This window comes from Stenotrophomonas sp. YJH_SMC_33 (assembly GCF_059372295.1).
In genome coordinates this window covers 36,979-60,071 of sequence record NZ_JCAFVJ010000004.1, presented here as the reverse complement: position 1 = coordinate 60,071, position 23,093 = coordinate 36,979, and the positions used below count along the sequence as shown (strand labels likewise).

The 23,093-nt window shown below is 66.4% G+C and carries 19 protein-coding genes; 5 read left to right on the top strand and 14 right to left on the bottom strand.

Annotation, left to right across the window (positions count from 1 at the left end; translation table 11 throughout):
- The first annotated feature begins 5 nt into the window (after nucleotides 1-5).
- From AC5P9W_RS08560 to AC5P9W_RS08550, 3 genes are all read left to right on the top strand, one after another.
- Nucleotides 6-539, top strand: coding sequence for a lipocalin family protein (locus tag AC5P9W_RS08560; RefSeq protein ID WP_111102735.1), 534 nt, complete (start codon nucleotides 6-8; stop codon nucleotides 537-539).
- Nucleotides 540-719: 180 nt separating this feature from the next.
- Entirely contained in the window at nucleotides 720-1,388 is a 669-nt protein-coding gene (locus tag AC5P9W_RS08555; RefSeq protein ID WP_495219057.1) for a LuxR C-terminal-related transcriptional regulator, read from the top strand.
- The gene (locus tag AC5P9W_RS08550; RefSeq protein WP_495219056.1) at nucleotides 1,385-3,709 is read left to right on the top strand and encodes an ATP-binding protein; all 2,325 of its coding nucleotides are present in this window, start codon (nucleotides 1,385-1,387) and stop codon (nucleotides 3,707-3,709) included. Before AC5P9W_RS08555 ends, AC5P9W_RS08550 begins: the two co-directional genes overlap by 4 nt.
- Here the strand turns inward: AC5P9W_RS08550 and AC5P9W_RS08545 are convergent, their stop codons facing one another.
- The 9 genes from AC5P9W_RS08545 to AC5P9W_RS08505 form a co-directional block, all read right to left on the bottom strand.
- Nucleotides 3,710-4,465, bottom strand: coding sequence for a SapC family protein (locus AC5P9W_RS08545; RefSeq protein WP_495219055.1), 756 nt, complete (start codon nucleotides 4,463-4,465; stop codon nucleotides 3,710-3,712). It abuts the gene before it with no gap.
- 110 nt (nucleotides 4,466-4,575) lie between these two features.
- Complete coding sequence (locus tag AC5P9W_RS08540) at nucleotides 4,576-4,848, bottom strand: hypothetical protein (protein ID WP_005409616.1); 273 nt, start codon at nucleotides 4,846-4,848, stop codon at nucleotides 4,576-4,578.
- Between the two features lie 251 nt (nucleotides 4,849-5,099).
- Complete coding sequence (fusA, locus tag AC5P9W_RS08535) at nucleotides 5,100-7,133, bottom strand: elongation factor G (protein ID WP_111098313.1); 2,034 nt, start codon at nucleotides 7,131-7,133, stop codon at nucleotides 5,100-5,102.
- 414 nt (nucleotides 7,134-7,547) lie between these two features.
- Nucleotides 7,548-8,297: a hypothetical protein gene (locus AC5P9W_RS08530; RefSeq protein ID WP_021201793.1), complete on the bottom strand. Its 750-nt coding sequence runs from the start codon at nucleotides 8,295-8,297 to the stop codon at nucleotides 7,548-7,550.
- 63 nt (nucleotides 8,298-8,360) lie between these two features.
- A complete protein-coding gene (locus tag AC5P9W_RS08525; RefSeq protein WP_111098314.1) occupies nucleotides 8,361-9,122 on the bottom strand; it encodes a heme ABC transporter ATP-binding protein in 762 nt (253 codons plus the stop codon).
- On the bottom strand, nucleotides 9,119-10,162 hold the full coding sequence (locus tag AC5P9W_RS08520; RefSeq protein WP_111098315.1) for a FecCD family ABC transporter permease: 1,044 nt from the start codon (nucleotides 10,160-10,162) through the stop codon (nucleotides 9,119-9,121). The genes AC5P9W_RS08525 and AC5P9W_RS08520 overlap by 4 nt, the downstream gene beginning before the upstream one ends.
- Entirely contained in the window at nucleotides 10,159-11,208 is a 1,050-nt protein-coding gene (locus AC5P9W_RS08515; protein WP_021201790.1) for a heme/hemin ABC transporter substrate-binding protein, read from the bottom strand. Before AC5P9W_RS08515 ends, AC5P9W_RS08520 begins: the two co-directional genes overlap by 4 nt.
- A gap of 51 nt (nucleotides 11,209-11,259) precedes the next feature.
- The gene (locus tag AC5P9W_RS08510) at nucleotides 11,260-12,636 is read right to left on the bottom strand and encodes a YncE family protein (protein WP_111098316.1); all 1,377 of its coding nucleotides are present in this window, start codon (nucleotides 12,634-12,636) and stop codon (nucleotides 11,260-11,262) included.
- Between the two features lie 122 nt (nucleotides 12,637-12,758).
- Nucleotides 12,759-13,787, bottom strand: coding sequence for an alpha/beta hydrolase (locus AC5P9W_RS08505; RefSeq protein ID WP_495219054.1), 1,029 nt, complete (start codon nucleotides 13,785-13,787; stop codon nucleotides 12,759-12,761).
- A gap of 321 nt (nucleotides 13,788-14,108) precedes the next feature.
- Here AC5P9W_RS08505 and AC5P9W_RS08500 point away from each other — a divergent pair, with 321 nt between their 5' ends.
- The gene (locus tag AC5P9W_RS08500; RefSeq protein ID WP_495219138.1) at nucleotides 14,109-14,483 is read left to right on the top strand and encodes a hypothetical protein; all 375 of its coding nucleotides are present in this window, start codon (nucleotides 14,109-14,111) and stop codon (nucleotides 14,481-14,483) included.
- Between the two features lie 73 nt (nucleotides 14,484-14,556).
- Here AC5P9W_RS08500 and AC5P9W_RS08495 read toward each other — a convergent pair whose 3' ends face one another.
- Together AC5P9W_RS08495 and AC5P9W_RS08490 are read right to left on the bottom strand one after the other, a co-directional pair.
- Complete coding sequence (locus AC5P9W_RS08495; protein WP_111098317.1) at nucleotides 14,557-14,928, bottom strand: DUF805 domain-containing protein; 372 nt, start codon at nucleotides 14,926-14,928, stop codon at nucleotides 14,557-14,559.
- A 188-nt stretch (nucleotides 14,929-15,116) separates the two neighbouring features.
- Entirely contained in the window at nucleotides 15,117-16,394 is a 1,278-nt protein-coding gene (locus tag AC5P9W_RS08490; protein WP_227852611.1) for a replication-associated recombination protein A, read from the bottom strand.
- 321 nt (nucleotides 16,395-16,715) lie between these two features.
- On the opposite strand from AC5P9W_RS08490, the gene AC5P9W_RS08485 reads away from it, so the two are divergent.
- Nucleotides 16,716-17,888, top strand: coding sequence for a hypothetical protein (locus AC5P9W_RS08485; RefSeq protein ID WP_495219052.1), 1,173 nt, complete (start codon nucleotides 16,716-16,718; stop codon nucleotides 17,886-17,888).
- Between the two features lie 96 nt (nucleotides 17,889-17,984).
- Here the strand turns inward: AC5P9W_RS08485 and lolA are convergent, their stop codons facing one another.
- The 3 genes from lolA to AC5P9W_RS08470 all read right to left on the bottom strand — a co-directional run bounded on the left by lolA (nucleotide 17,985) and on the right by AC5P9W_RS08470 (nucleotide 23,078).
- The gene (lolA, locus tag AC5P9W_RS08480; protein WP_005413289.1) at nucleotides 17,985-18,623 is read right to left on the bottom strand and encodes an outer membrane lipoprotein periplasmic chaperone LolA; all 639 of its coding nucleotides are present in this window, start codon (nucleotides 18,621-18,623) and stop codon (nucleotides 17,985-17,987) included.
- A 111-nt stretch (nucleotides 18,624-18,734) separates the two neighbouring features.
- A complete protein-coding gene (locus tag AC5P9W_RS08475; protein WP_021201783.1) occupies nucleotides 18,735-20,678 on the bottom strand; it encodes a DUF3857 domain-containing protein in 1,944 nt (647 codons plus the stop codon).
- A gap of 39 nt (nucleotides 20,679-20,717) precedes the next feature.
- Entirely contained in the window at nucleotides 20,718-23,078 is a 2,361-nt protein-coding gene (locus tag AC5P9W_RS08470) for a DNA translocase FtsK (RefSeq protein ID WP_019659648.1), read from the bottom strand.
- Nucleotides 23,079-23,093 lie beyond the last annotated feature (15 nt).

Here is a 23,093-nt window from a genome sequence, read left to right as displayed (position 1 = left end):
GCAACATGCGCATGTTCTCGCTGCTTCCCCTGATCGCGGTCGGCCTGTTCGGTTCCGGCTGCAGTTCCAGCGACACCCGCCCGCTGCCGCGCCCGCCATCCGTGGATGTGCCGCGCTTCATGGGCGATTGGTACGTGATCGCGCATATCCCGTCGCGCCCCGAACGCGAGGCCTTCGACGCGGTGGAGAGTTACGCACTTCGTCCCGACGGGCGCATCCAGACCACCTTCACCTACCGCAAGGGCAGCTTCGATGCGCCGCAGAAGTCGATGCATCCCATCGGTCGTGTGGAGAAGGAAGGCAATGGCGCGATCTGGGGCATGCAGTTCATCTGGCCAATCCAGGCCGAGTACGTGATTGCCTGGCTCGACGAGAGCTACCACCAGACCATCGTGGCGCGCAGCAAGCGCGACTACGTCTGGTACATGGCCCGCACACCACAGGTGTCCGAGCATGACTATGAGCAGGCGGTCGCACGGATTGCGGCCATGGGTTATGACACCCGCAAGCTCAGACGCGTGCCGCAGTCGGTCCGATGACACGCCACGACCCTTTGCGCTGGGCGGCATCGCCCGCCAACTTCTGAAGGGCCTGGATTCGGGCGTGGCGATCCATTACATCAATTAACACCCCTGGATTGATGGTTCGCGCACATTGACTCTTAGGAATAATCGCAAAAATCCAGCAAATTCGGTGCCCGGCGCGGCAGCAGCGCCAGAATGGTCGCCACGCCCTCCCGGGCGCCGATCACCTCCCAGCGCATGAATGGATACCCTGCACCGCGCCGTCTGCGGCTCGCACTGCTAGACGATCACGAAGTCGTCCGCCGCGGCACCGCCTTGCACCTGTGCCGCGACGTCCGCTTCAACATTGTCGCCAGCCACACCCACAGCGACGCGTTCATCGGCTGCCTGCGCAAGCTGGCAGTGGATGTCGCCATCATCGATCTCACCCTGGCGCCTGGCGACCGCAGCAGTGATGAGCTGGTTCCCTTGCTGCGGGAGCGCTTTCCTCATGTGCCCCTGCTGGCCTTCGCCACGCTGACGCCAACAACCCGCGTGGACCACCTTCTGGCGGCCGGCATCAGCGGCATTGTCAGCAAATCCGAGCCGCTGGAGATGCTGTCCGAGGCCATCGTGCGTGTATCGCAGGGATTGTGCCGCCTGCCGGCCGATTGCCTGGTCCCGGCCTGCCGCGACGAACTCAGTCGCAATGAACGCGAAGTGCTGGGCCTGCTCCTGTCCGGCCTGACCGTGTCGGAGATCGCATTGCGCCGCCACCGCAGCGTCAAGACGGTCAGCACCCAGAAGGTGGCCGCCCTGCGCAAGCTCGGGCTGCGCAATGACGTGGAGATCTATGCACTGCGAGAGCAGCGGAACCTCCGATGAGGCGCCGTGTTCGCCTCCGGTTGCATACCTTTGTCACCTCGTTGATGGTCCTGATCCTGCTGCCAGCAGCCTCGGCCGAGGATGCACATCTGCAGGCGTGGCCGGCGGGTCGCGAAGTACGGGTCGCCACCGCGCCATCATTGCGCCCGCTGCCTGCACCACTGGCGGACTCGATCCCGCTCCCGACCCTCGCCCACGGCTATGCGCAGCTCGTGGCTGACCATTCCGGACTGCGCTTCCGTGACATCGCCTACACCAGCACGAGGGCAGCGGTCACTGCAGTCTGCCGGCACGAGGCCGATCTGGTGCTGGTGATGGGCGGCCCGGCGCATCGCCCACGGCCCTGCCCCGGCCTGATGGCATCCGGCGCCTTCGATGGCGGCAAGACGGTCCTGGCCGTGCGTAAAGGCGAGCACGCGCCACGTGACGTCGGCAGCGTGAAGGCGCAGGTGCTGGCCGTGATTCGCGGCGGCCCTTATGCCAGCTGGCTGGCAACCCACCATCCGCAGGTCCGCCTGCTGCACTTGCCCGATCGGCATGCAGCCCTGGCCGCCGTGGACAACGGCATCGCCGATGCTGCGATCGGCCTGGAAGCTACACTGCACGCGATGATCCGGCGGCACTTCGCGGGCAAACTGCAGCTTCATCCGTTCGAGAGCGACTTCTCCACCGATCTGCACCTGCTCGTGCGCCGCGAGGACCAGCAGCTGCTGACGCGCATCGACCAGGCACTGCACGACAACACGCTCGAAGAGCACGCGGGCCTGCTGGCATTGTGGGCGCAGCAGATGCTGCCCGCCCCCGTCGAGAACGCGCTTGACCGGGTGCGCGCCCTGCACCTGCCCTGGCTGCTGTATGTGGCCGCAATACTCATCGGCCTGACCATGTTCTGGCAGGCACTACGTTGGCGAATCGGTCGCGCGGAGCAACGCCTTGGGCGCGCGGCAGGAATGATCAGCCACGAAGTGCGCAATTCCGCGCAGACGATACTGGCTTCGATCGACCTGCTGAGCCAGTCGCGCCTGTCCAGGAGAGAGCACGACCTGCTCGCGGCCGCGCGTGCCGCCGGCCACGCGCTGCGCGGGCTGCTCGACCGCTCGCTCGCGTTCTCGCGTCTGGCCAGCGGCAGCTTCAGGCCCCACGTCGTACCTTGCGACGTCGGCCAGCTCTGTGCCCATGCACTGGACGCGATCCGGCCGGAGGCACTGCGCAGGGGATTGTCCCTCAAGCTTGATTGCACGCCCGACCCCGCGCCGACGGTCGCACTCGATGCTGACGGGCTGCGCCAGATTGTCGACAACCTGCTGGGCAACGCGTTGAAGTTCACTGATGCCGGTGGCATCGAAGTGCGCCTGCAGCTGTCACCCATCCCGTCTGCCAGGGAGCTGTTGCTGGATGTGATCGACAGCGGCATCGGTATCGCCCCCGCGCAACTGCCGCTACTGTTCCGCCCGTTCCAGCAGGGAGAGGATGGCCAGAAGTGCGGCGGCACTGGCCTGGGCCTGACGATTGCGCGCGGGCTGGCCATTGCCATGGGCGGCAACCTGTCCGCGTACAGCGTACATGGGCGCGGCAGTCGCTTCACCCTGCGACTGCCGGTCCGCGCTGTCCCTCGCGATCCGCCCACCATCGAGCGCCCGCAGCAGGCGCCGTTGACGGGCACAGAGCTGCTCCTGGTCGAGGACCATGCACTCAGCCGGCGCGTCGTGGCAGAGCAACTGCGTCGGCTGGGTGCCGATGTGTGCGCGGTTGCCGATGCGGAAACCGCGTTGGCCGAACAGGCGCTGCGACCGCGCGGCACGGTGGTGCTGGATATCGGGCTCCACGGCCGGGACGGCTACGGCTTGGCACAGCAGCTGCGCGCGCGGGCAAAGGCGCCCCTGCGAGTGATTGCCCTGTCCGCCCGCATGGGGCGCCGGCACGTGGCGCGCTGTCGCCGGGCCGGATTCGACGCCGTCCTGGTCAAGCCGCTGCAGGTGGCAGACTTGCTGCAGGCGCTGGGCCTTCCGCCTTCGGCGCACGCTGCCGCGCCTTGTAGCGCGCGGGGCGCCGACCCGGATTTCGCTGCGGATATCGCCCATGAGCTGGCCGGCATCGAACAGTCCCTGCAGGACGCCGATGCCGCGACATTGCGCCATCATGCGCACCGCCTGCAGGGCACGTTGCAGATGTGCCGGGCAATCGACCAGGCCGGCACCGCGGCCGCCCTGTGGGAGTTGGGGCAGCAGGCCACGCCCGACTGGGTCGAGGCATGGCGACTGCTGCAGGGATTGCAGCAGTGGCACGGCTCCCGCAAGGCGGAAGCCGTGCCTTCAAGCTGATCAGGCCGCCAGGCGCTCGACCTGGCGACGGGTCAGGTCGTTGAATCGCCCCAGCGACATCAGGTGCTGATGGATCAGCGCCAACCAGCCGCTGCGGTGCCACTCGACCACGGTCGCTTCCGGCAACGCCACGAACTTCTCAACGTCCACCACCAGGAAGCCATTGAGGTTGAACTCGCGGCCACCCGGAGTGCGCACGGTGGCGTTGCGCTCGACCAGCAGGCCGTTGTCGATCAGGGCCTTGGAGAAGGCCTGGGTCTGTTCGTGCTCGCGGGTGTACTGGCCGCAGAACTCCAACGCCTGCTGCACCATGTCGGTGGCCTTGCCGTCCACGAACAGCGGCTGGCCTTCGTCCCCCCCCTTGACCACGCGCGAGCTCTCTTCGTCGATGCCCAGCAGGAAGTCGTTGTCCGCACCGGTGTCGATGAAAATGAAGGGGTGGCGACGCAGGTAGGCCGGAATGTAGGCCTCGTCTTCCCACAGGCCGTCCTTGATGAACAGGTTCTGGTCGGACACACCGACGGCCGCCATCGGCACGGCGGTCGGGCCAGCGAACAGAATCGGGAAGTGGTGCAGGGCCAGTGAGAACTCGCCCAGCACCAGCGGAATGGCGTTGTTGCCGGCCGCAAACTCGAGCCTGCCCGGCAGGATGCGCAGATCGGCGTGCACATCGGCCTGCAGCGGCACCGGACGGGTATAGAACAGGGGAGCGCCGCTCGGCGCCGCTTCGGTGGTGGTGTCGCTGGTGGTGGTCATCTTGGGAACCGTTCAATCATGCGCGCCTGCCATCCCGGGCGCGCCAGCGGGAACAACCTGAATCCCGCATTATCAACAAGCTCGATGACAACGGCCACCCCACCGACGGCCTATTTCAGCTGCAAGGGGTAGCGCTGCCAGAGCACGTGCACCAGGAACCCGGCCAGCTCGGTGTCGCGCGCGCTCACCGCGGCACGGATCTTGTCCAGCAGCACCATATCGCTGCAGGAACGCACGTCGGCATGGTTGGCCTGCCCTGCCCGGCGCGCGCGATAACGCGCGGCGCGCTGCGCATCGCTCATCGCGTACCCGAACTTGGGCGGACGGCCGCGCTTGCGCGGCAGGGTCAGCTCCAGGGTTCCGGGGTCTTTGTCATCACGCATGAGAGGGGTGCGGGCGGCGGCGAGCAACGGGGGGCGCAATTTATCGTGAGGCATCACTTTAATCCAGCTTTTTCTGCACTTTTGTTGCGATGCAGCGCCAAAGTTGCCGTGTCGGTGCGGATCCATCCACGCATGGCGTGGATCTACTGCAGAGCTCGCGACCCGGTCACCCGCTAGATCCACGCCATGCGTGGATGCGGAAACCCGAACAAATAAAGTGGGAGCCCGCGAACGGGCTCCCCTCGCCTTCCTCATGCAGCGCGTACCGGTTCATAGCCGTGCAGGTGCGCTTCGCTGCTGGCCCGTCCCTGGCTGAGCGACCGCAGCGCGGTGGTGTACCCCACCAGCTGCGCCAGCGGCGCAAAGCCACTGACCTCGGCCCGACCGTCCTGATCGTCGATGCGGGCGATGCGGCCATGGCGCCGGTTGAGGTCGCCCACCACGTCACCCACCGATGTCGACGGCGAATGCACCGTCACCGCCATCACCGGCTCCAGCAGCTGCGTGCCACCCTCGGCCAGCGCCGCCTTGATCGCCTCGGCGCCTGCGCGATGGAACGCCATCTCCGACGAGTCCTTGGCATGGGTCTGGCCATCGACAAGACTGACCTCGATACCGACCACCGGATGACCCTGCGGCCCTTCCGACAGTGCGGCACGCACGCCCTTCTCCACCGCCGCGATGAAGCTGCGCGGCACCACGCCACCGACGATGCGGTCGTTGAACACCACCTGGTCGTCCTCACGCGGCGCCACGTCCAGCACCACGTGCGCGAACTGGCCCTGGCCACCGGTCTGCTTGACCAGCCGCCCAACGACACCCGTCATCGCGCGCATCGGCGTCTCCTGGTAGGCCACGCGCGGCGCACCTACGCCCACGTCGACGTTCCACTCGCTGCGCAGGCGCTCGACCATCACTTCCAGGTGCAGCTCGCCCATACCCCAGACCAGGGTCTCTGCCGTATCGCGATCGGTTTCAACGCGGAACGACGGATCTTCCTGGGCCAGGCTCGCCAGTCCCTGCGCCATCCGGATCAGGTCGGCCGCACGCGCCGGTTCCAACCGCCAGGCCAGCACCGGCGCCTGTGCCTGGATGTTCTCCAGGCGCAACGGCAGCGCACGGCCGCTCAGCGTTTCACCGCTGACCGCATCCTTCCAGCCCAGCACCGCGACGATGTCACCGGCCACGGCCTGTTCAATGTCGTGGGTCTGGTCGGCCTGCACCCGCACCAGCCGGCTGACCCGCCGTCCCTGCGGATGCTGCGAACTGGCCACCGCGTCGCCCACCTTCAAGGTGCCCGAGTACAGCCGCACGAAGCTCAGTGCACCGTGCTGCTGGTGGGTAATCTTGAACAGCAGCCCCGCCAGCGGGCCATCAGGATCGGGCGGCAAGACCACCTCACCCTCATCGCTTTCGGCGCTGACGGCAGGGCGATCCAGCGGCGACGGCAGGTAATCGACCACGGCATCCAGCAGCGTCTCGATGCCCTTGTCCTTGAACGCAGCACCGGCCAGCACGGGCACGCCCGCACCCGCCAGCGTCGCCCGGCGGATCGCCGCGCGCAGCGCCCCGGCATCGATCACCCGACCTTCCAGCCAGGCATCGGCCAGTTCTTCGTCATGATCGGCCACGGCTTCGACCAGAGCATCGCGCTGGGCTCGCCACTGGATACGTGCCGCGTCGTCCCACGGGCTGATGGTCGTCGCGCCGTCGCGCCACTGCAGCACGCGCTCATCGACCAGGTCGACCCAGCCGTTGAAGTCGCTCTCGCTGCCCAACGGCACGCCCAGCGCCCACGGTCGCGCCTGAAGCTTGTCCTGAAGCTGCTCCAGTACGCGCTCGAACGACGCGCCGACGCGGTCCATCTTGTTGACGAAGGCGATCAGCGGCACGCGATGACGGCGCGCCTGGCGCCACACCGTCTCGGACTGCGGCTGCACGCCATCCACGGCCGAGAACACGGCCACGGCGCCGTCGAGCACGCGCAGCGAACGTTCGACTTCGATGGCGAAGTCGATGTGGCCAGGGGTATCGATCAGGGTCAGCCGATGCGGCGGCAGGTCACGCGGTGCCCACTGCGCCTGCACGGCGGCCGCGCCGATGGTGATGCCCCGTTCGCGCTCGATTGCCGAGAAATCGGTGGTCGCATTGCCATCGTGCACTTCGCCGACGCGATGGATTTCGCCGCTTTTCCACAGCAGGCGTTCGGTCAACGTGGTTTTGCCGGCGTCGATGTGGGCAATGATGCCAAGGTTGCGACGACGGGAAAGGACTTGGGTGTTCATGGGAAAGGTTCCTGCAAAGCCAACTTTGGGGGCCGCGCACCCCGGTTGGCGACAGGGTGCGCGGCTAGCGTTCGGTCTCGGCGATCTGGTGCATGGCACGTTCTCCTTTGCGGTACTGGGTAGAGTCGACTGTCAGTCGACTCACAAAAAACAAAAACGAAAAGAGCGCCCCGGAGGGCGCTCTGTCGAAGGTCCAGCGATGGCCGTTTCAACGGTCTCGTGGGGCTCCAGGCAGACACGCCCGTTCCGCGCTTGCGCGGGTCAGGGTGAAAAACTTCAGGAGCGGCATCCGGTTCATGGGGCGCATTCTAGACCTGCCAATCTGGCGCGCAAGTGAATATTGAACGCATAAATGGAACGAGGCACACCACAGTAGAACCACCCCGCGGGTGGCTGTGATGAGTGCCTGACGCCTTACTTGCACCCATGCAGCGTGCGGGCATCCGCCACGGTCGCTGCCTGGTCATCCCCCATCGAAATCCACCCCTTCAACGACATCGCCGGATCCACATGCGGCTGCCGTGCGCCACCGTGGACCACCACTTCGGTCCAGCTGCCCACCGGCGCCAGTTCGGACAAGCGCGCCGCCTGGTCGTCCTCGGTGCTGAACATGTCGTCCGGGCCCGCCGGCGGCGTGGCATTCACGGTTTCCGTCTTGCGGGTCCGGACCCGAAGTGCACCGTCCGGCAGCCGCTGGGTGATCACTTCGTATCGCTCAACACCATATGCCCAGTTATTTTCGCCAACGCTGCGGGTCTCGCTGCCATCATCAGCCACGGTCACCCTCTCCCCTGCCGGCCCGACAACGCCCGCGACAGCCGCCAGGCCGGACATCAATGCCTGATAGACGATCATCTGCCGCTGCTCGGTGGTCAACGCTCCGGCCTTGAGCTTGGCCGCAGGAATCTTCAGATACGCCGTCTCCCTGCACAGCACCAGCACCTGCTGGTCGTCCCAACTCACCGACATTTCCTCGTTGGCGAAGTACTGCGTCTTCATCGACGTCACAGCGGCGCCCTCGCCACTGGAATGCCAGGTCTCTATCAGCGAGGCGTTCTCGGCCGCGTCGGTCAGCGAAACCTGGGAGGTCGAAGCTGCATGGGCTGCGCAAACGGAAGCAATCATCGTGGCAAGCAGCACGCTGCGCGTGACGGTACGGAACATGGCATCAGTCCATTGAAGAAAACGAAGCAACCATGATACCCGGAGCAACCCGGCGGCCTTCGTTCAGGTCACCACAACCAGCGGCACCCCGCGCCGCGGATGCTCCAGCACCACCACATCCTGCTGGTAGACCCGCTGCAGGTTATCTTCGGTCAGCACCTGCGGCGGCGTACCATCAGCGGCCACCCTGCCCTGCTCCAGCAGCACGATGCGGTCGGCATAGCCAGCCGCCAGGTTCAGATCGTGCAGCACCACGATCACGCACGCACCGGCTTCGGCACAGGCACGCACACTGCGCAGCGTGCGCTCCTGGTGGCGCAGATCCAGCGCGGCCGTCGGCTCATCAAGCAACAACAGCGGCGTGTCCTGCGCCAGCACGCGCGCGAACGTGGTGCGGGCCGATTCACCACCGGACAGCTGCTGCACCTCGCGCAGGCGCAGCGCCTGCAGTTCCGCGGCATCGATTGCCGCTTCCACCTGGGCGTCATCCACCACTGGATCCGGCGGATGCGGCAAACGCCCCATCGCCACCACTTCTTCCACGCTGAAGGCAAAGCGCACGCCGTGCTCCTGTGGCATCACCGCGCGCTCGCGCGCCAGTGGTCCGGCCTTGTAGCTGGCCAGCGGTTTGCCCAACAGGCTCACCTCGCCCGCATCGGCCCGCAGGTCACCGGCAGCCACCGCCAACAGCGTGGATTTGCCCGCGCCATTCGGTCCAACCAGGGCGGTCACCGTACCCGGCTCGAACGCCAGCGAGATGCCATGCAGGATCTCGCGCTGCTGGCGGCGCACCACCACCTCGTGCAGTTTCAGCAGCACGCTCATGGGGCCGCCTTGCGGCGCTGCTGCAGCACCAGCCAGAGGAAGAACGGTGCGCCCAGCGCGGCCGAGAACAAGCCCAGCGGAATCTCCGCGGGCGGATCGAGCGTGCGTGCGGCGGTGTCGGCCACCACGATCAGCAGCGCACCGAGCAGGCCGGACAACGGCAGCAGCCAGCGATGCCCGGGGCCGACCAACAGGCGCGCCACGTGCGGCACCACCAGGCCGACGAAGCTGATCGAGCCGGCAAAGGCCACCGCCGCGCCCACCAGCAGCGCACTGAACGCCACCAGGCGACGCCGCGTGCGGGTCACGTCCAGCCCCAGATGCTGCGCCTGGCGTTCGCCCAGCGCCAGCATGTCCAGCGGCGTGGCCAACCGCTGCAACGCGAACACGCCGATGGCAAACAGGGGCACCACCGCCGCCACATCGGCCCAGTTGGCACGCGCCAGCGAGCCCATCTGCCAGAACACCAGCGACTGCAGCTCGCTTTCGCTGGCGATGTAGGTGAGGAAACCGATCAGCGCCGAGCAGAACGCGGCCATCGCGATACCGACCAGCAGCAGCGTGGCGTTACCCGCGCCTTTGCCGGGCCGTGCCAACGCATACGTCAGGCCGATCGCCAGCGCGCCGCCGACGAAGGCTGCCACCGGCACCAGCCAGCCGGCCGCACCTGCAGCGCCGAGAACAATGGCAGCCACCGCACCCAGCGCAGCACCCTGGCTGACACCGACGATGCCGGGGTCGGCCAGCGGATTACCGAACAGGCCCTGCAGGCTGGCACCGGCCATCGCCAGAGACGCGCCCACCATCGCACCCAGCAGGGCACGCGGAATGCGCAGTTGCCAGACCACGGCCAGATCGCGGCTACTGACTGCCTGCGGATCCAGCAGGCCCAGCTTCACCGCAAGCGCCTGCATCACCTCCAGCGGCGGCAGCCGCAGCGGGCCCACGGCGAACGACGCCAGCACTGCCCCCAGCAGTGCCAGCAACGCCACCAGCAACATCGTCCGCCCGCGACGGCGGCGCCGATCCGCCGGACTCATGCCTTCGGCAACGCCGCCAGGGCCTTGGCCAGCGCCAGCGCGCCAGCACCGGAACCGACACTGGTGTACTTCAGCTGCACGTCCGGCATCACCCAGACCCGATTGGCCTGCCCGGCCGGGGTCTGCTTCAGCGTCGGGTATGCCTTCCACAGGCCCTCGGCACCGCCGAACAGCTGCAGGTCATGCTCGGTCACCAGGATCACCTCGGGCGCTGCGGCGACCACGCCTTCATTGCTCAGCTGCGAGTAGTTCTTCACCCCCGCCTCGGTGCCGATGTTGATGCCGCCCGCCAGTGCGATCAGCTGCGCCGACGCACTGTCGGCACCGGCGACGGTCGGAGAGCCACCGGCGCCGGTGGCCGAGACGTGGATCACTCGTGGTGCATGGCCCAGGCCCTTGCCAATCGCTGCAGCCTCGTCGAGCTGGCGCTGCACCTGCATGGCCAGTGCTTGCCCTGCCTCGGCCAGCCCTAGTGCGGCGGCGACCTTGCGCACCTTGTCCGGCGCCGGCTGCAGGTCATCGATGACCACCGCTGGCTCGCCCACCTCGCGCAGCTTTTTCGCCAGCTCGGTGTGGCGGCGCAGGCTGTTGCCGAGGAACAGCGAGCCCTGCAGGCTCAGCACGCCCTCCACGCCAGTGGTCCGGTTGAACAGGAACTGGTGCGGCGCGGCCAGGCCGGCCTGGGTGGTGGTGTTGGTCGGCGCGGCGAAGACCTGCTTGCCCAGCCCCAGTGCTTCGATCACCGCGATGACGTCGTCGCCACCGGCGATGATGCGACTGGTATCGGCCACTTCAATGTCAGCGCCATCGTCGGAATGCACCTTGGCCGGGAGCACCGCCTTCCGGCCGTGCACGGCCGGCATTTCGGCACCTGCCACGCGCTGCCAGCCTGCCGGCAGCGCGGTTTCCGCAGCGGGTGCCGTTGCTGCGGGCGACTCGGCAGGCGTATTGGCATCAGAGGGAGCCGACGAGCCACCACAGGCAGCCAGCGCCAGCGAAACAGCCAACGGAAGCGCACACAGGCGCAGACGGGACGCGATGTTCATGCACAATCTCCTTGCTGGCAGGGCGACGCACACGCCGCCCCACCGTGTGACTTACTGCTTCGGGGTGATGCGGGTGATGCGGTCACCCTTCGGGTCTTCGGCGCCGCGCGACTTGTTCACCGCGAACACGTTGCCCTTGCCATCGGCGCGCACATGGTTCGGCAGCGTGCCGCCATCAAGATTGGCGACCACCTTGCCGTCACCGTTCACCACGGTGACCGTGCCAGCGCCACGGTTGCTGACATAGGCCAGGCCGGAGGCATCATCGAAGGCGACGTTCAGCGCACCGGCGCCGACCGGCACGTCATGCAGCACCTTGCCGGCAGCCACGTCGACGATCAGCAGGTTGTCGGTGCCCTGCGAGGCCACGTACAGGCGGTTGCGCGCCGCGTCGAAGGCCACGCCCGAGGCACTGATCGAATTGCCCAGATCGATGACCTTCTCGACCTTGCCGCTGGCCACATCGATCACTGCCGCCTCCGGGGTGCCGATGCTGACGGTGAACAGCTTGCCGCCCTTCTCGTCCAGCACCAGGCTCATCGGGGTGAACTTGCCGTCGTCCACGCCGGATTCCAGCGTCACCTGCGGCAGTTCCTTGAGGGTCTTCGCATCGAACACCGTCAGGTGGTCCCCGCCGGTGGCAGAAGCGAACACTTTGCCGTGCGTACCGTCGACGACTACGTCGCGCGCGTGCGGCACGGTGTCGACCGGGAACTGGTGGACCAGCGACAGGTCCTTCTGGCGGTAGACCGCGATCGAGTTCTGGCGGGTATTGGTCACCCACACATTGCCGTTGGTGTCATCCACGCCCACGCCGTAGACCGCATACACCGCACCATTGGTGCTGCCCGGCACCTGCGCCGGGGTGATCGCCTTGGTCACCTTCAGCGACTTCGGGTCCAGCTTCAGCAGCTGCGACTGGGTCACCGGCGGGCGACCCACCGCCGAGGTCACGAACACCGCATTGCTGGCGGCGCTGTAAGCGGACTGGTACAGGCCCGGCACCAGCTTGCTGGACTGGGTGGCGAACTGCGCCTGGCCGGACAGCGGCAGCTGCGGCGAGACGCGCAGCTTCAGCACGGTGGCCGCAGCCGGTTGGCTGGCGCGCACCACCACCGGATGAGTGCCCGGCACCGCGTCGGCCGGAATGCTCAACTGGGTCTTGAAGTTGCCATCAGCATCGACCACCAGCGGCTGCGCGTTGAGCACGCTGTCACCGCGCAGCAGGCTGACCTTCTGGCCCGGCAAGAACCCACGGCCGACCACGTCGGCAGTGCTGCCGGGAACCACGTTCTCACCGCGTGAGACGACTTCACCCTTGAAGGTGGCGTTGGCCGGCTGGTCGAACACCGGCTGCGCGGTGGCGGTCACCGCCAGCAAGAGGCCGGCGGCGAGAGAGGTGAGACGGAAAGACGGACGGAACGACATGGAAGGCTCCTTGCACACGTAGGCCGCGCCACGCGGCGCGGGAGTCATCGGTTGCCTGGGCCGCTGCACGCCGGCAGCCTCGCCTGGGTAGTGGGGTCGCACGGCATCGCGTGCGAAGGCATTCATTCGGCGGCGTTGTCCCCGCCACTGGGCGCGCCATCGCCGGCGCTGCGGTCGGTCACGCCGTACAGTTCATGCAGCGCGGCATGGAACGAGGCCGGCAGCATCGGGCCGTGTCCCAGCCCCGGGAACTCGCGGTACTGCACGCTCAGGCCCGGCACCTTCGCCAGCCGCTCGGACAGCTGCATCGCCGCATCCGGCGTGGCACCGCCAATGCGGCGCAGGTGCGCGACCACCCGTGGGTTGCTCAGGTCGCGCTTGCCACGATCGCCAACACGCTCGGCACCGCCCAGCATCAGCCAGAGCTTTGCCGGCTGGCCGTGCACGTTCTGCACGAACTGCTGCTCCGGATCACCCAGCGCCGCGCCCTGGCTCCACCACAGCGACGGGCTGGCGGCCAGATAGGACTGGAAGGCGGCGGGACGGGTGTACAGCGCATTGAGCACGAACAGCCCGCCCAACGAGTGCCCCCACAGTGCTTGCTGCTGCGTATCGATGCGTGCGCGTCGCTCGACTTCCGGCTTGATGCGGCGCTCGATCACATCCAGGAAGGCCGCGGCACCACCACCGACCGCCTGGGTTGTACCGCTCTCGTCGTCGGCACGGTCGATCCACGCGGTGTAGTCGCGGGTGCGCGCCCTGGAATCGATCCGAAGGTCATTGTCGTAGCCGATCAGCACCAGCACCGGTGGCGCTTTGCGCGTGGCCAGTTCGGCCAGCAGCGGCTGGTCCAGGACCATGGCGACGGCGTTGCCGTCCAGCGCGTACAGCACCGGAGAGGGCACCTTGCTGGCCTTGACCGGGATCGCCAGGTTCACCCGCCAACGGCGCTGCTGGTCCGGGCTGTCCAACACGAAATGCTCGAAGCGATAGCTGGCCGCCGGCTCGTCGAGCACGGTGTGGCCGATCTTCTGCAGCGGATTGCGCTGCTGCGCATGGGCGTACGGGGTGGCCAGGAGCAGACCCATCATCAAGGCGGCCATGCCGCGGGCCAGTGGACCACGGCGCAAAGGAGGGACGAAATGCTTCATCAGCGGCGGCACGAGCGGCCGATGGCCGCCGGTTCACAGGGGACCGCAGTCTACCTTAAACGCGAATGATTATCACATCGATCAAATGTCACACTGTGTATCACGCGCGCGATGCGTTCATTTTCCCGGTTGCGCCAGAAACACCGAATCCACTATTTTGCCGGGCAGCGGGGCGCAGGAGCGCCCTTCCCTCGCAGGGCTGCGGATGGATGGGCGATCGAGCCATCGGCCGCGCCCTGTCCCTTGCCAAACCCATCCACGCATGGCGTGGATCTGCTCACCACCACCCACGGGAATGGATCCCGTGACTGCGAGAACACCTTGAAGCGCACCACCCTGATCGCCCTTTCCCTCGGCCTGCTCGCACCGCTGGCCGCCCATGCCGCACAGGACCTGCCAACGCTCTACCAGGCCTTTGAAGAAGCCGGCAATTCGTCACTGGGTATGGACGAACTCAACCAGACGGTGACATTCACTGCCGTGGCACTGAGCGTTTCCAGCAACCTGGCGGGCGAACCGCTGATCGAGGCCGGCGATGACCAGGGCAATGTCCTGGCCCGGCTGACCAGCGACGATGAGCAGCAGGCGGCCAAGCTGGGCGCGCTGGAAGAAGGCGCGACCTTCACCGCCAGCTGCACGCTGCAGTTCAGCTCGGGAACGGATTTCCTGTCCTTCGGCGATTGCAGCATCAAGTAAGAAGGAAGCCGGCGAAACGCCGGCTTCGTTTTCCCGTCCTGTAGAAGTCGAGCCATGCTCGACTCACGCAGTCTCACGGCCCCGCAGGCACCGGGCCGTAGACGTTCTCCTGCGGTGTACCCGGCAGCAGCGCGAACACGAAGATCACCAGGCCACCGAACGGAACAAAGGCCAGCAGGTACAGCCAGCCCGACTGGTTGCAGTCATGCAGGCGGCGCACGGTGACGGCGATGACCGGCACGAACGTGGCCAGCCAGAACACGACGAACAGGATGATCGACGCGATGCCCAGCATGTCGGACTGCATCACCAGCCCGGCGATGAGCGGCACCATCAGGACGGCCGAGACGATCAACAGGAACAGCTGGAACATCCAGTACTCGCGACGGTTGGCACGGCCCTCGAACTGGGCATAACGCTTCAACGGCAGAATCATTTCCTGCACGGCATCGATCCTTGAAAAAGTAGCCGCGCAGTCTGCCAAAGGAACGCCCGCAGGACAATGTGATGACGAACCACACTTGACCGCCATTAGCCCTGTAGAGCCGAGCCATGCTCGGCTGCTGTTTCCGCAGGTGCTGCTGGCTCGGTCCAGAGTGGAGTCGAGCGTGGCTCGACGCTACATGAGCCGACTCAACGGCCCTTTGCGGCCCGCGCCGCCTCGCGCTCGGCGCGCAGCCGATCCAGCTTTTCCTTCAGCTTGATCTCCAGGCCGCGCGGCACCGGGTTGTAGTACACCCGTTCGCCCATCGCGTCCGGAAAACCGGTCTGGTCCAGCGCGATGCCTCCTTCGGCATCGTGGTCGTACTGGTATTCGGCGCCGTAGCCCAGTTCCTTCATCAGCTTGGTCGGCGCATTGCGCAGGTGCAGCGGCACCTCTTCGGTACCGCTCTGGCGCACGTCGGCCTTGGCCTGGTTGAACGCGGCGTAGCCCGCGTTCGACTTGGCGGTGCTGGCCAGGTACAGCACCAACTGGGCGAACGCGAGCTCGCCTTCCGGGCTGCCCAGCCGCTCGTAGATGTCCCAGGCTTCCAGCGCCATGCTCTGCGCGCGCGGATCGGCCAGGCCGATGTCCTCGATGGCCATGCGGGTCAGCCGGCGCGCGAGATACGACGGATCGCAGCCGCCATCGAGCATGCGGGTCAGCCAGTACAGCGCAGCATCGGGGTTGGAGCTGCGCACGGACTTGTGCAGCGCCGAAATCTGGTCGTAGAACTGCTCGCCGCCCTTGTCGAAGCGGCGGGTACGGTCGGCCAGCACCTGGGTCAGGGTCTGCGGGGTGATGCGGCCACCCTCCCCGCCCGCCAGTTCTGCGGCAATTTCCAACAGGGTCAGCGCACGGCGCACGTCACCATCGGCAGCGGTGGCGATTTCCAGCAGCAGCTCGGGAGCGACCTCGATACCCTCCTCGCCCAGGCCGCGCTCGCGATCCCCCAGCGCACGTTCCAGCGCTTCGACGATATCGGTTGGTGATACCGCTTCCAGCACATGCACGCGGCAACGCGACAGCAGCGCCGAATTCAGCTCGAACGATGGATTCTCGGTGGTGGCACCGACGAACAGGATGGTGCCGCGCTCGATATGCGGCAGGAACGCATCCTGCTGCGCCTTGTTGAAGCGATGTACCTCATCCACGAACAGCACGGTGCGGCGGCCTTCGGCGAAGCGTTGCGCGGCCTCGGCCAGCACCTGGCGCACCTCCGGCAGCCCGGACAGCACCGCGGAGATGGCGCGGAATTCAGCGTCGGAGTACTCGGCCAGCAGCAGCGCCAGCGTTGTCTTGCCGCAGCCCGGCGGCCCCCACAGGATCATCGAATGCACGCGCCCGGATTCGACGGCGCGACGCAGCGCACTGTCCGGCGCCAGCAGGCGTTTCTGCCCGACCATTTCGTCGAGGGTGCGCGGGCGCATGCGCTCGGCCAGCGGGCGCAGGTGATCCCGATCGACGCTCAGTAGATCGGGGCCAGGGGAGGAAGTGGAGCGATGTCTTGGCACGCGGCTATTGTACCGCGCCGCCCAACGGTAGCGCCGGGCCATGCCCGGCGGATCAAGCCGCAGGGATCAGTAGTGCCGGCCGCTGGCCGGCAGCTTGGCAATGTGTCGGAAATGAGCCGAAGCCGCCGCAGCCAATTCTTCGGTAAGCCACTGATTCACATGGAGTGTACTTTCCCGGGGGTCGTGCACCCTCGTCAGTAGCCGAGAATTTGGAACTCAACCCTTCAGGACCCAAGCGTGCGAGATCCCGAATCCAATCTCCTTGAGTTCATTGCTGGCTGCGCGGTCGACGAGGACATCTACTATCTGGCTGCCGCCCTTGGCCCCGGGCATGACTACTACGACCCGGATCCCGGCCCACCCACCCGCATGTTCGTCTTTGGCCGCACCCCCAAAGAGGAGTGGTTCTACCATGACCTGCAGGACTTCCAGGTCATGTCCACACAGTTTGTTCCAGAGGAGGAAGGCGGCCGCCCCCGTCGTGTGCTTGCCCTGGATTTCCATGGGCAGCTGGAAGATTACTCCCGTGCTGGGGCCACGATCGAGTACGTCTCGGCGGAAGGCGCCGACTTCCCCGGAGGTCTTACCTGTTTGCGATTGCTGGGCGACGACCTTTTCTGCGCGGGCACAAGAGGACAGATCCATCATCGGGGTGAAGCCGGATGGCAGCAGCTTCCAACCCAATTCGCGACTGTCTTCTGCGAGGAGGACGAAGACGACTCGGACCTGGATGACTTCGACAGTTGGCTCGACGATTTCGGCCATCTGCTCGAACTGGGCGATTTTCCCGCACTTCCTCAAGATCCGATGGAATGCTACGCAGAGCTTCGCCGGAGATTGGCCGATTGGCGCGCTCACATGACCGGTGTACGGGAGGATGGAGGATTCAACCAGCTACTCGCTGAGTTCCACGTGGGCAGCGTGAACGACCTCTGCGGAACGGGCTTTGCCGACCTCTACGCAATCGGCTCCCATGGCTTGATTGCGCACTGGGATGGCTCGAGCTGGACCGTGCCCGAACAAGTCACTACTGCGGAGCTGTTTCATGCTTGCAGGACTGACCAAGGCCGCCTCGTCTTTGTAGGCATGGACGGCACCATCGTTACGGGCGATATCTCCACTGGATTCGAGTGCCTGCACCACGAGGTCGGCGAAGGCATCAACTTCAACTCTGTGTGCCAGTACAAGCAACAGGTTTACATCGGCTCGGAGAATGGCGGCCTCTACGTCTACAGTCTAGAAACCGGCGTAGTTGAACCGTTGCTGGAAAGCATCCCCGAAGAACTGAGAGATGCAACGATTGTTGATATCAGTTCCGTCGGTAGCGTGCTGTGGGTGCTGACGCCCTGGGACCTGATTCGATTTGATGGCACCGCGTGGCAGGTGATCGTTCATCCGGACAACGGATGAGCCAGCCGGCCGGCCGGCCGGCAGATCCCAAGCGTGCCAGCCAACGGTTGGCACCCACCAGAGCAGGTAGCGCCGGGCCATGCCCGGCGACCGCCATCAATTACCGATAACGTCGGTGCCCTTGGGCGGCGTAAAGCTGAAGGTGCCTGCAGCGAAGCCCGGGTTGCGCTTCCAGCCACTGAAGCTGATCACGGTGCGCTGGCCGACCGCGTCGGTGATTTCCATCTTGGCCAAGCCCTGAGCGTTGAAGCCCAACGCGGCGTACTGGAAGCTGGCTTCGGTCTCGCGCTTCGGCGAAAGCGACAGCCACTGCAGGCCGTCGCGCTGTGCGGCCTCTTCACTGACGTCGTACTGCTGCTCCAGCAGCGCCGGGTTGATCAGTGCGGTCAGCGGGCTGTTCTGTTCTTCCTTGCCCTGCTCGCGCACGGTGGCCTGCTCCAGGTCCGGCTCGTACATCCAGACCTTCTTGCCGTCAGCCACGATCAACTGCTCGTGCGGGCGCACGTATTCCCAACGGAACAGGCGCGGCGCCGACAGCGCCACACGGCCGCTGGTCGATTCCTTCACCTTGCCGCGGCTGTCGAACACCTGCTGGCTGAACTGTCCGTCCAGGCCCTTCAGGCCACTGGTGAAAGTCTTCAGGTCATCGCGGGCGCCAGCCCAGGCGCTGCCGGCGGCGGCGCAGGCCACGGCCAGGGTGGTGGTGGCAAGGAAACGACGGAAGCGGAAGTTCATGCGGGAATCCTGTGGGCGCGGGCGCCAGGAAAGGTGGTTGCCAGTGTGCCCGGGGAAAGATGAATGGGCGATCAGGGCGACATTATGCCGCCCTGAACGTCCATCGGCGATTCAGCCACCGGATCCCGGCAGCTTGCCGTACAGCACCTGGCCACGGAAGCCACGCCGCACTTCGCGATACAGCGCGCGGAACGCCGGATAGTCCTGCGGCTGGCACAATGCCTCCGGGCCGCGCACCGCATTCTGCTGCAAGCGGTGGTGCACGATCACCTCCTGGCCCTCGCGACTCCAGTCCACGCGGTACTCGCCGGCGGCATTGGCGAAACGCTGGCTGGCCGGAATGGCGATGATCGGCGCGTTGGCCGGGAACTGCAGGCGATAGGTTTCCTCGCGCAGGCTGGCATTGCAGTAGAACGGCGTCTCGTTGGCCGGCGCCGAGGCGGTAGCGTACAGGCCACGCACCGACTCGCCACCTGGCGGGTCCGGCACGGCCATGCCGCCGGCCACGCTGAAGTCGGCGTAGTCCTCGGCCTGGAACGCCATGCGATAGCCAAACGGCCGGGTCAGGTCGACCGGCACGCCCTGGATCTGCAGCTGCCCTCGCCCGTCGAAACCGGACGCGGCCATGATCTGCTCCTCGGCGCGCGCACGGTTCTGCGCGTTGAGCTGGGAGAACTGGGCGCGCATGCCGATCTCGGCGTTCTCGCCCAGCTTCGGAATCGTCTCGCCGCGCAGGTTGCCGTTGGCATCAAACGTGAAACGCACCTCCATCGACGTCGCATTGCGCTCCGGCGTATTGGCCGGGGTACGCGCCAGCGTAGCGTCACGGGTACGCATCACCGGTGCACCCAGGTCACCCTCTGGCAGCTGACCGAAGCGCGCCCACGCGGTGGTCGAATCGAGGTACAGATCGAATTCGGGGATGTAGGTGATGGCGTGGTTGAAGCGGCCCAGCACCGGAATCTTCGGCAGCGTCGGGCCACCGCCCGCACCGATCAGCACCGGCGAGCTGGCGATGCCCTTGGCCGCCAGCAGCGCCTCCAGGATCGTCACATGGTCCTTGCAGTCGCCGTAGTGGTTGTCGAGGATGCTCTGCGCGCTGTTCGGCTCCAGGCCGCCGTTGCCCAGGTACACCGCCACATAGCGGATGTTCTGCGCGACCCAGCGATACAGCGCATCAGCCTGCTCGCGGCGGTCACTGATGCCGGCGGTGATCTCATCAGCCAGCGCCTGCAGCGCCGGGGTCACCTCGGCCGCCGGGCCCGCCTTGAGCTGGTAGGCGCGCCCCATCTGCGACCAGTCACGATACGTGCTGGCCATGATGTTCGGGCCGAACTCCCAGCCCGCCGCCGACCAGTTCTGCGCCGGCATCGCCTCACGACGCTGGTAGCGCCAGCGCCATTGCGCCTGGCCGTTCTTCACCGTCGGCCGGTCACTACCCTGCACGCCGCGGCTGTCGACGAACATCGGCAGGTTGGCCGGCGCACTCAGGGTGACCTCGGCGTCCTCGTACTCGGTGAAGACGTTGAAGGTCTCCCACAGGCCGAAATAGCCCGGGAAGTACGGCGTAGCCTGGGTGCGGCGCACCTGGTAGTACAGGCGCGTGCCCGGGGCCAGGTTCGGGAACACGATCACCCGCACCTTGCGGTCGGCATACATCGCCGCCGAGGCGCTGGAGTAGCTCTCCTGGGTGTAGATGCGGTCGGCCGGCACGTCGCGGCGCTGGCCATCGGCGGTGATGGTGTAGGCACCGAGCACTTCCAGCGTCTCCATCTTTTCGCTGTAGCTCAGCCGCACCTGGCTAAACTGCTCGACGGAGGCCTTGGTCTTGAGAAGGACTTCGTAGGTTTCGGTCTGCACATTGCCCGCATCGGGCCGCACCTGGTAGTCGGCGCGGTAACGGACAATGCTGAAATTATTGCTGGCTTCGGTATCGCCGCTGGTGGAAGGCGGCGCCGTGGCGGGCGCGGAGGTGGCGGTGTCTGCCAGTGCCGGGCCGGCAGCCATCAGGGCTACCAGCGCCAGCGCCAGCGCGCTTGGTACGGGGTGAAGCATGCGTCGGTTCCTTGGACGTCGTGGGGGATACGTCGGGTCTTACTTCGGCGGCGGCGGTGCCAGCACCGTGCGGTCGCCGTTGTGCTCGGGCGGGCTGACCACGCCGGCCGCTTCCATGGCCTCGATCAGTCGCGCTGCACGGTTGTAGCCGATCTTCAGCCGGCGCTGCACGCCGGAAATCGAGGCGCGGCGGGTCTCGGTGACCACCCGCAGCGCTTCGTCATACAGCGGGTCGGACTCGTCGCCGGCTGCACTGGTCTCGGGCAGGCCGGTGGCACCGACGACCACGCCGTCGCCCATCGTCTGCACCTCGTCCAGCACCCCGTCGACATAGTCGGCCGGGCCCATCGCCTTGAGGTGCTCGACCACGCGGTGCACTTCATCGTCGGACACGAACGCACCGTGCACACGCTCGGGCAGCGCGGTGCCCGGCGGCAGGTACAGCATGTCGCCATGGCCGAGAAGGGTTTCCGCGCCGGACTGGTCGAGGATGGTGCGCGAGTCGATCTTGGAGCTGACCTGGAAGGCGATACGGGTCGGGATGTTGGCCTTGATCAGGCCGGTGATCACGTCCACCGACGGGCGCTGCGTGGCCAGGATCAGGTGGATGCCGGCCGCTCGCGCCTTCTGCGCCAGGCGCGCGATCAGCTCTTCCACCTTCTTGCCGACGATCATCATCATGTCGGCGAATTCGTCGATGAAGATGACGATGAACGGCAGCGTCTCCAGCGGACGCGGTGCCTCGCCCAGCTCCGGGTTCGGCTTGAACAGCGGGTCCATCAGCGGCTGGCCGGCGTCCTGGGCTTCCTTCACCTTCTTGTTGAAGCCGGCCAGGTTGCGCACGCCCACCGCGCTCATCAGCTTGTAGCGGCGCTCCATCTCGGCCACGCACCAGCGCAGGCCGTTGGCGGCCTCCTTCATGTCGGTGACCACCGGCGCCAGCAGGTGCGGGATGCCCTGGTAGACGCTCAGTTCGAGCATCTTCGGGTCGATCATCAGCATCCGCAGGTCTTTCGGCGAGGCCTTGAACAACAGGCTCAGCACCATCGCATTGACCGCCACCGACTTGCCCGAACCGGTGGTACCGGCCACCAGCAGATGCGGCATGCGTGCCAGGTCGGCCACGGTCGGGCGACCGGCAATGTCCTTGCCCAGCGCCAGGGTCAGTACGCTGGCCGACTTGTCATATTCCTTCGAGCGCAGCAGTTCGGACAGGAAGATCATCTCGCGGGTGACGTTGGGGATTTCCAGGCCGATCACCGACTTGCCCGGAATGACATCGACCACGCGCACCGACTTCACCGACAGGCCACGCGCGATGTCCTTGTCCAGCGAACTGATCTGGCTGACCTTGATACCCGGTGCTGGCTCGATCTCGAAGCGGGTGATGACCGGGCCGGGATTGGCGCCGACCACCTGCGCATCGATGCGGAAGTCCTTCAGCTTGAACTCGATCTGCCGCGACAGGGTTTCCAGTGTTTCTTCGTCGTAGCCCTTCGGCTGCGGCTTGGGATCATCCAGCAGCGCCAGCGGCGGCAGGTCGGAACCATCGCCGTTGACGCCGCGGAACATCGGAATCTGGGTATCGCGCTTGGCCCGATCACTCTTCTCGATCACCGGCTCCGGACGCGGCTCGATCTTCACCGGCTCGCGCTTGGCGCGCACCTCGGCGTCGGCCTTGCGTACTTCCTGGCGTTCCTCGCGCATCACCCGGGTCTGCTTCCACTCGGTGACTTCTTCCTTCTTGCGTTCCAGCAACGGCGCCAGCGACATCACGCCGCGGCCGATCTTCTCCATCACCGTGAACCAGGACAGCCCGGTGGCCAGGGTGATCGAGGCCAGCAGCAGCACCAGCACGAACAGGTTCGCCCCCAACGCGCCGAAGCCCACCGTGAGCGAATTGCCGACCAGCTTGCCGAGGATGCCGCCGGCACTGGCGACATCGCCACTGAACAGGCGCACATGCAGGAAGCCGGTGCCGGCGATCAGGAAACCGACCAGACCGACCAGGCGCAATGCCGGATCCAGGTCGTTCTCGCCCTTGCTCTCGCGCTTGAGGCCGAACATGGCGATCCACGCCAGCGCGCCGAGCACCACCGGCAGCAGGAAGGCGATGTAGCCGAACAGCTGCAGCAGCACGTCGGCGATCCAGGCGCCGGCGCGGCCGCCCAGGTTGTGCACCGGCGCAACCACGCTGCCGGTGTGCGACCAGCCCGGATCAGTCGCTGAATAGGTGAAAAGACTGGCCGCCAGATACAGCAGGGCCGGCGCGATGGCGATCAGGCCCAGGTCGCGCCAGAGGCGCTGGCGGCGTGGATTGTCGGTCGTCGCCGCCGCGGCCGTGCGACGTGACGCCTTGCTGTCGTCGGACTTGGAGCGTTCGGGGACCTGCTTCGCCACCTTAGACCATACCTT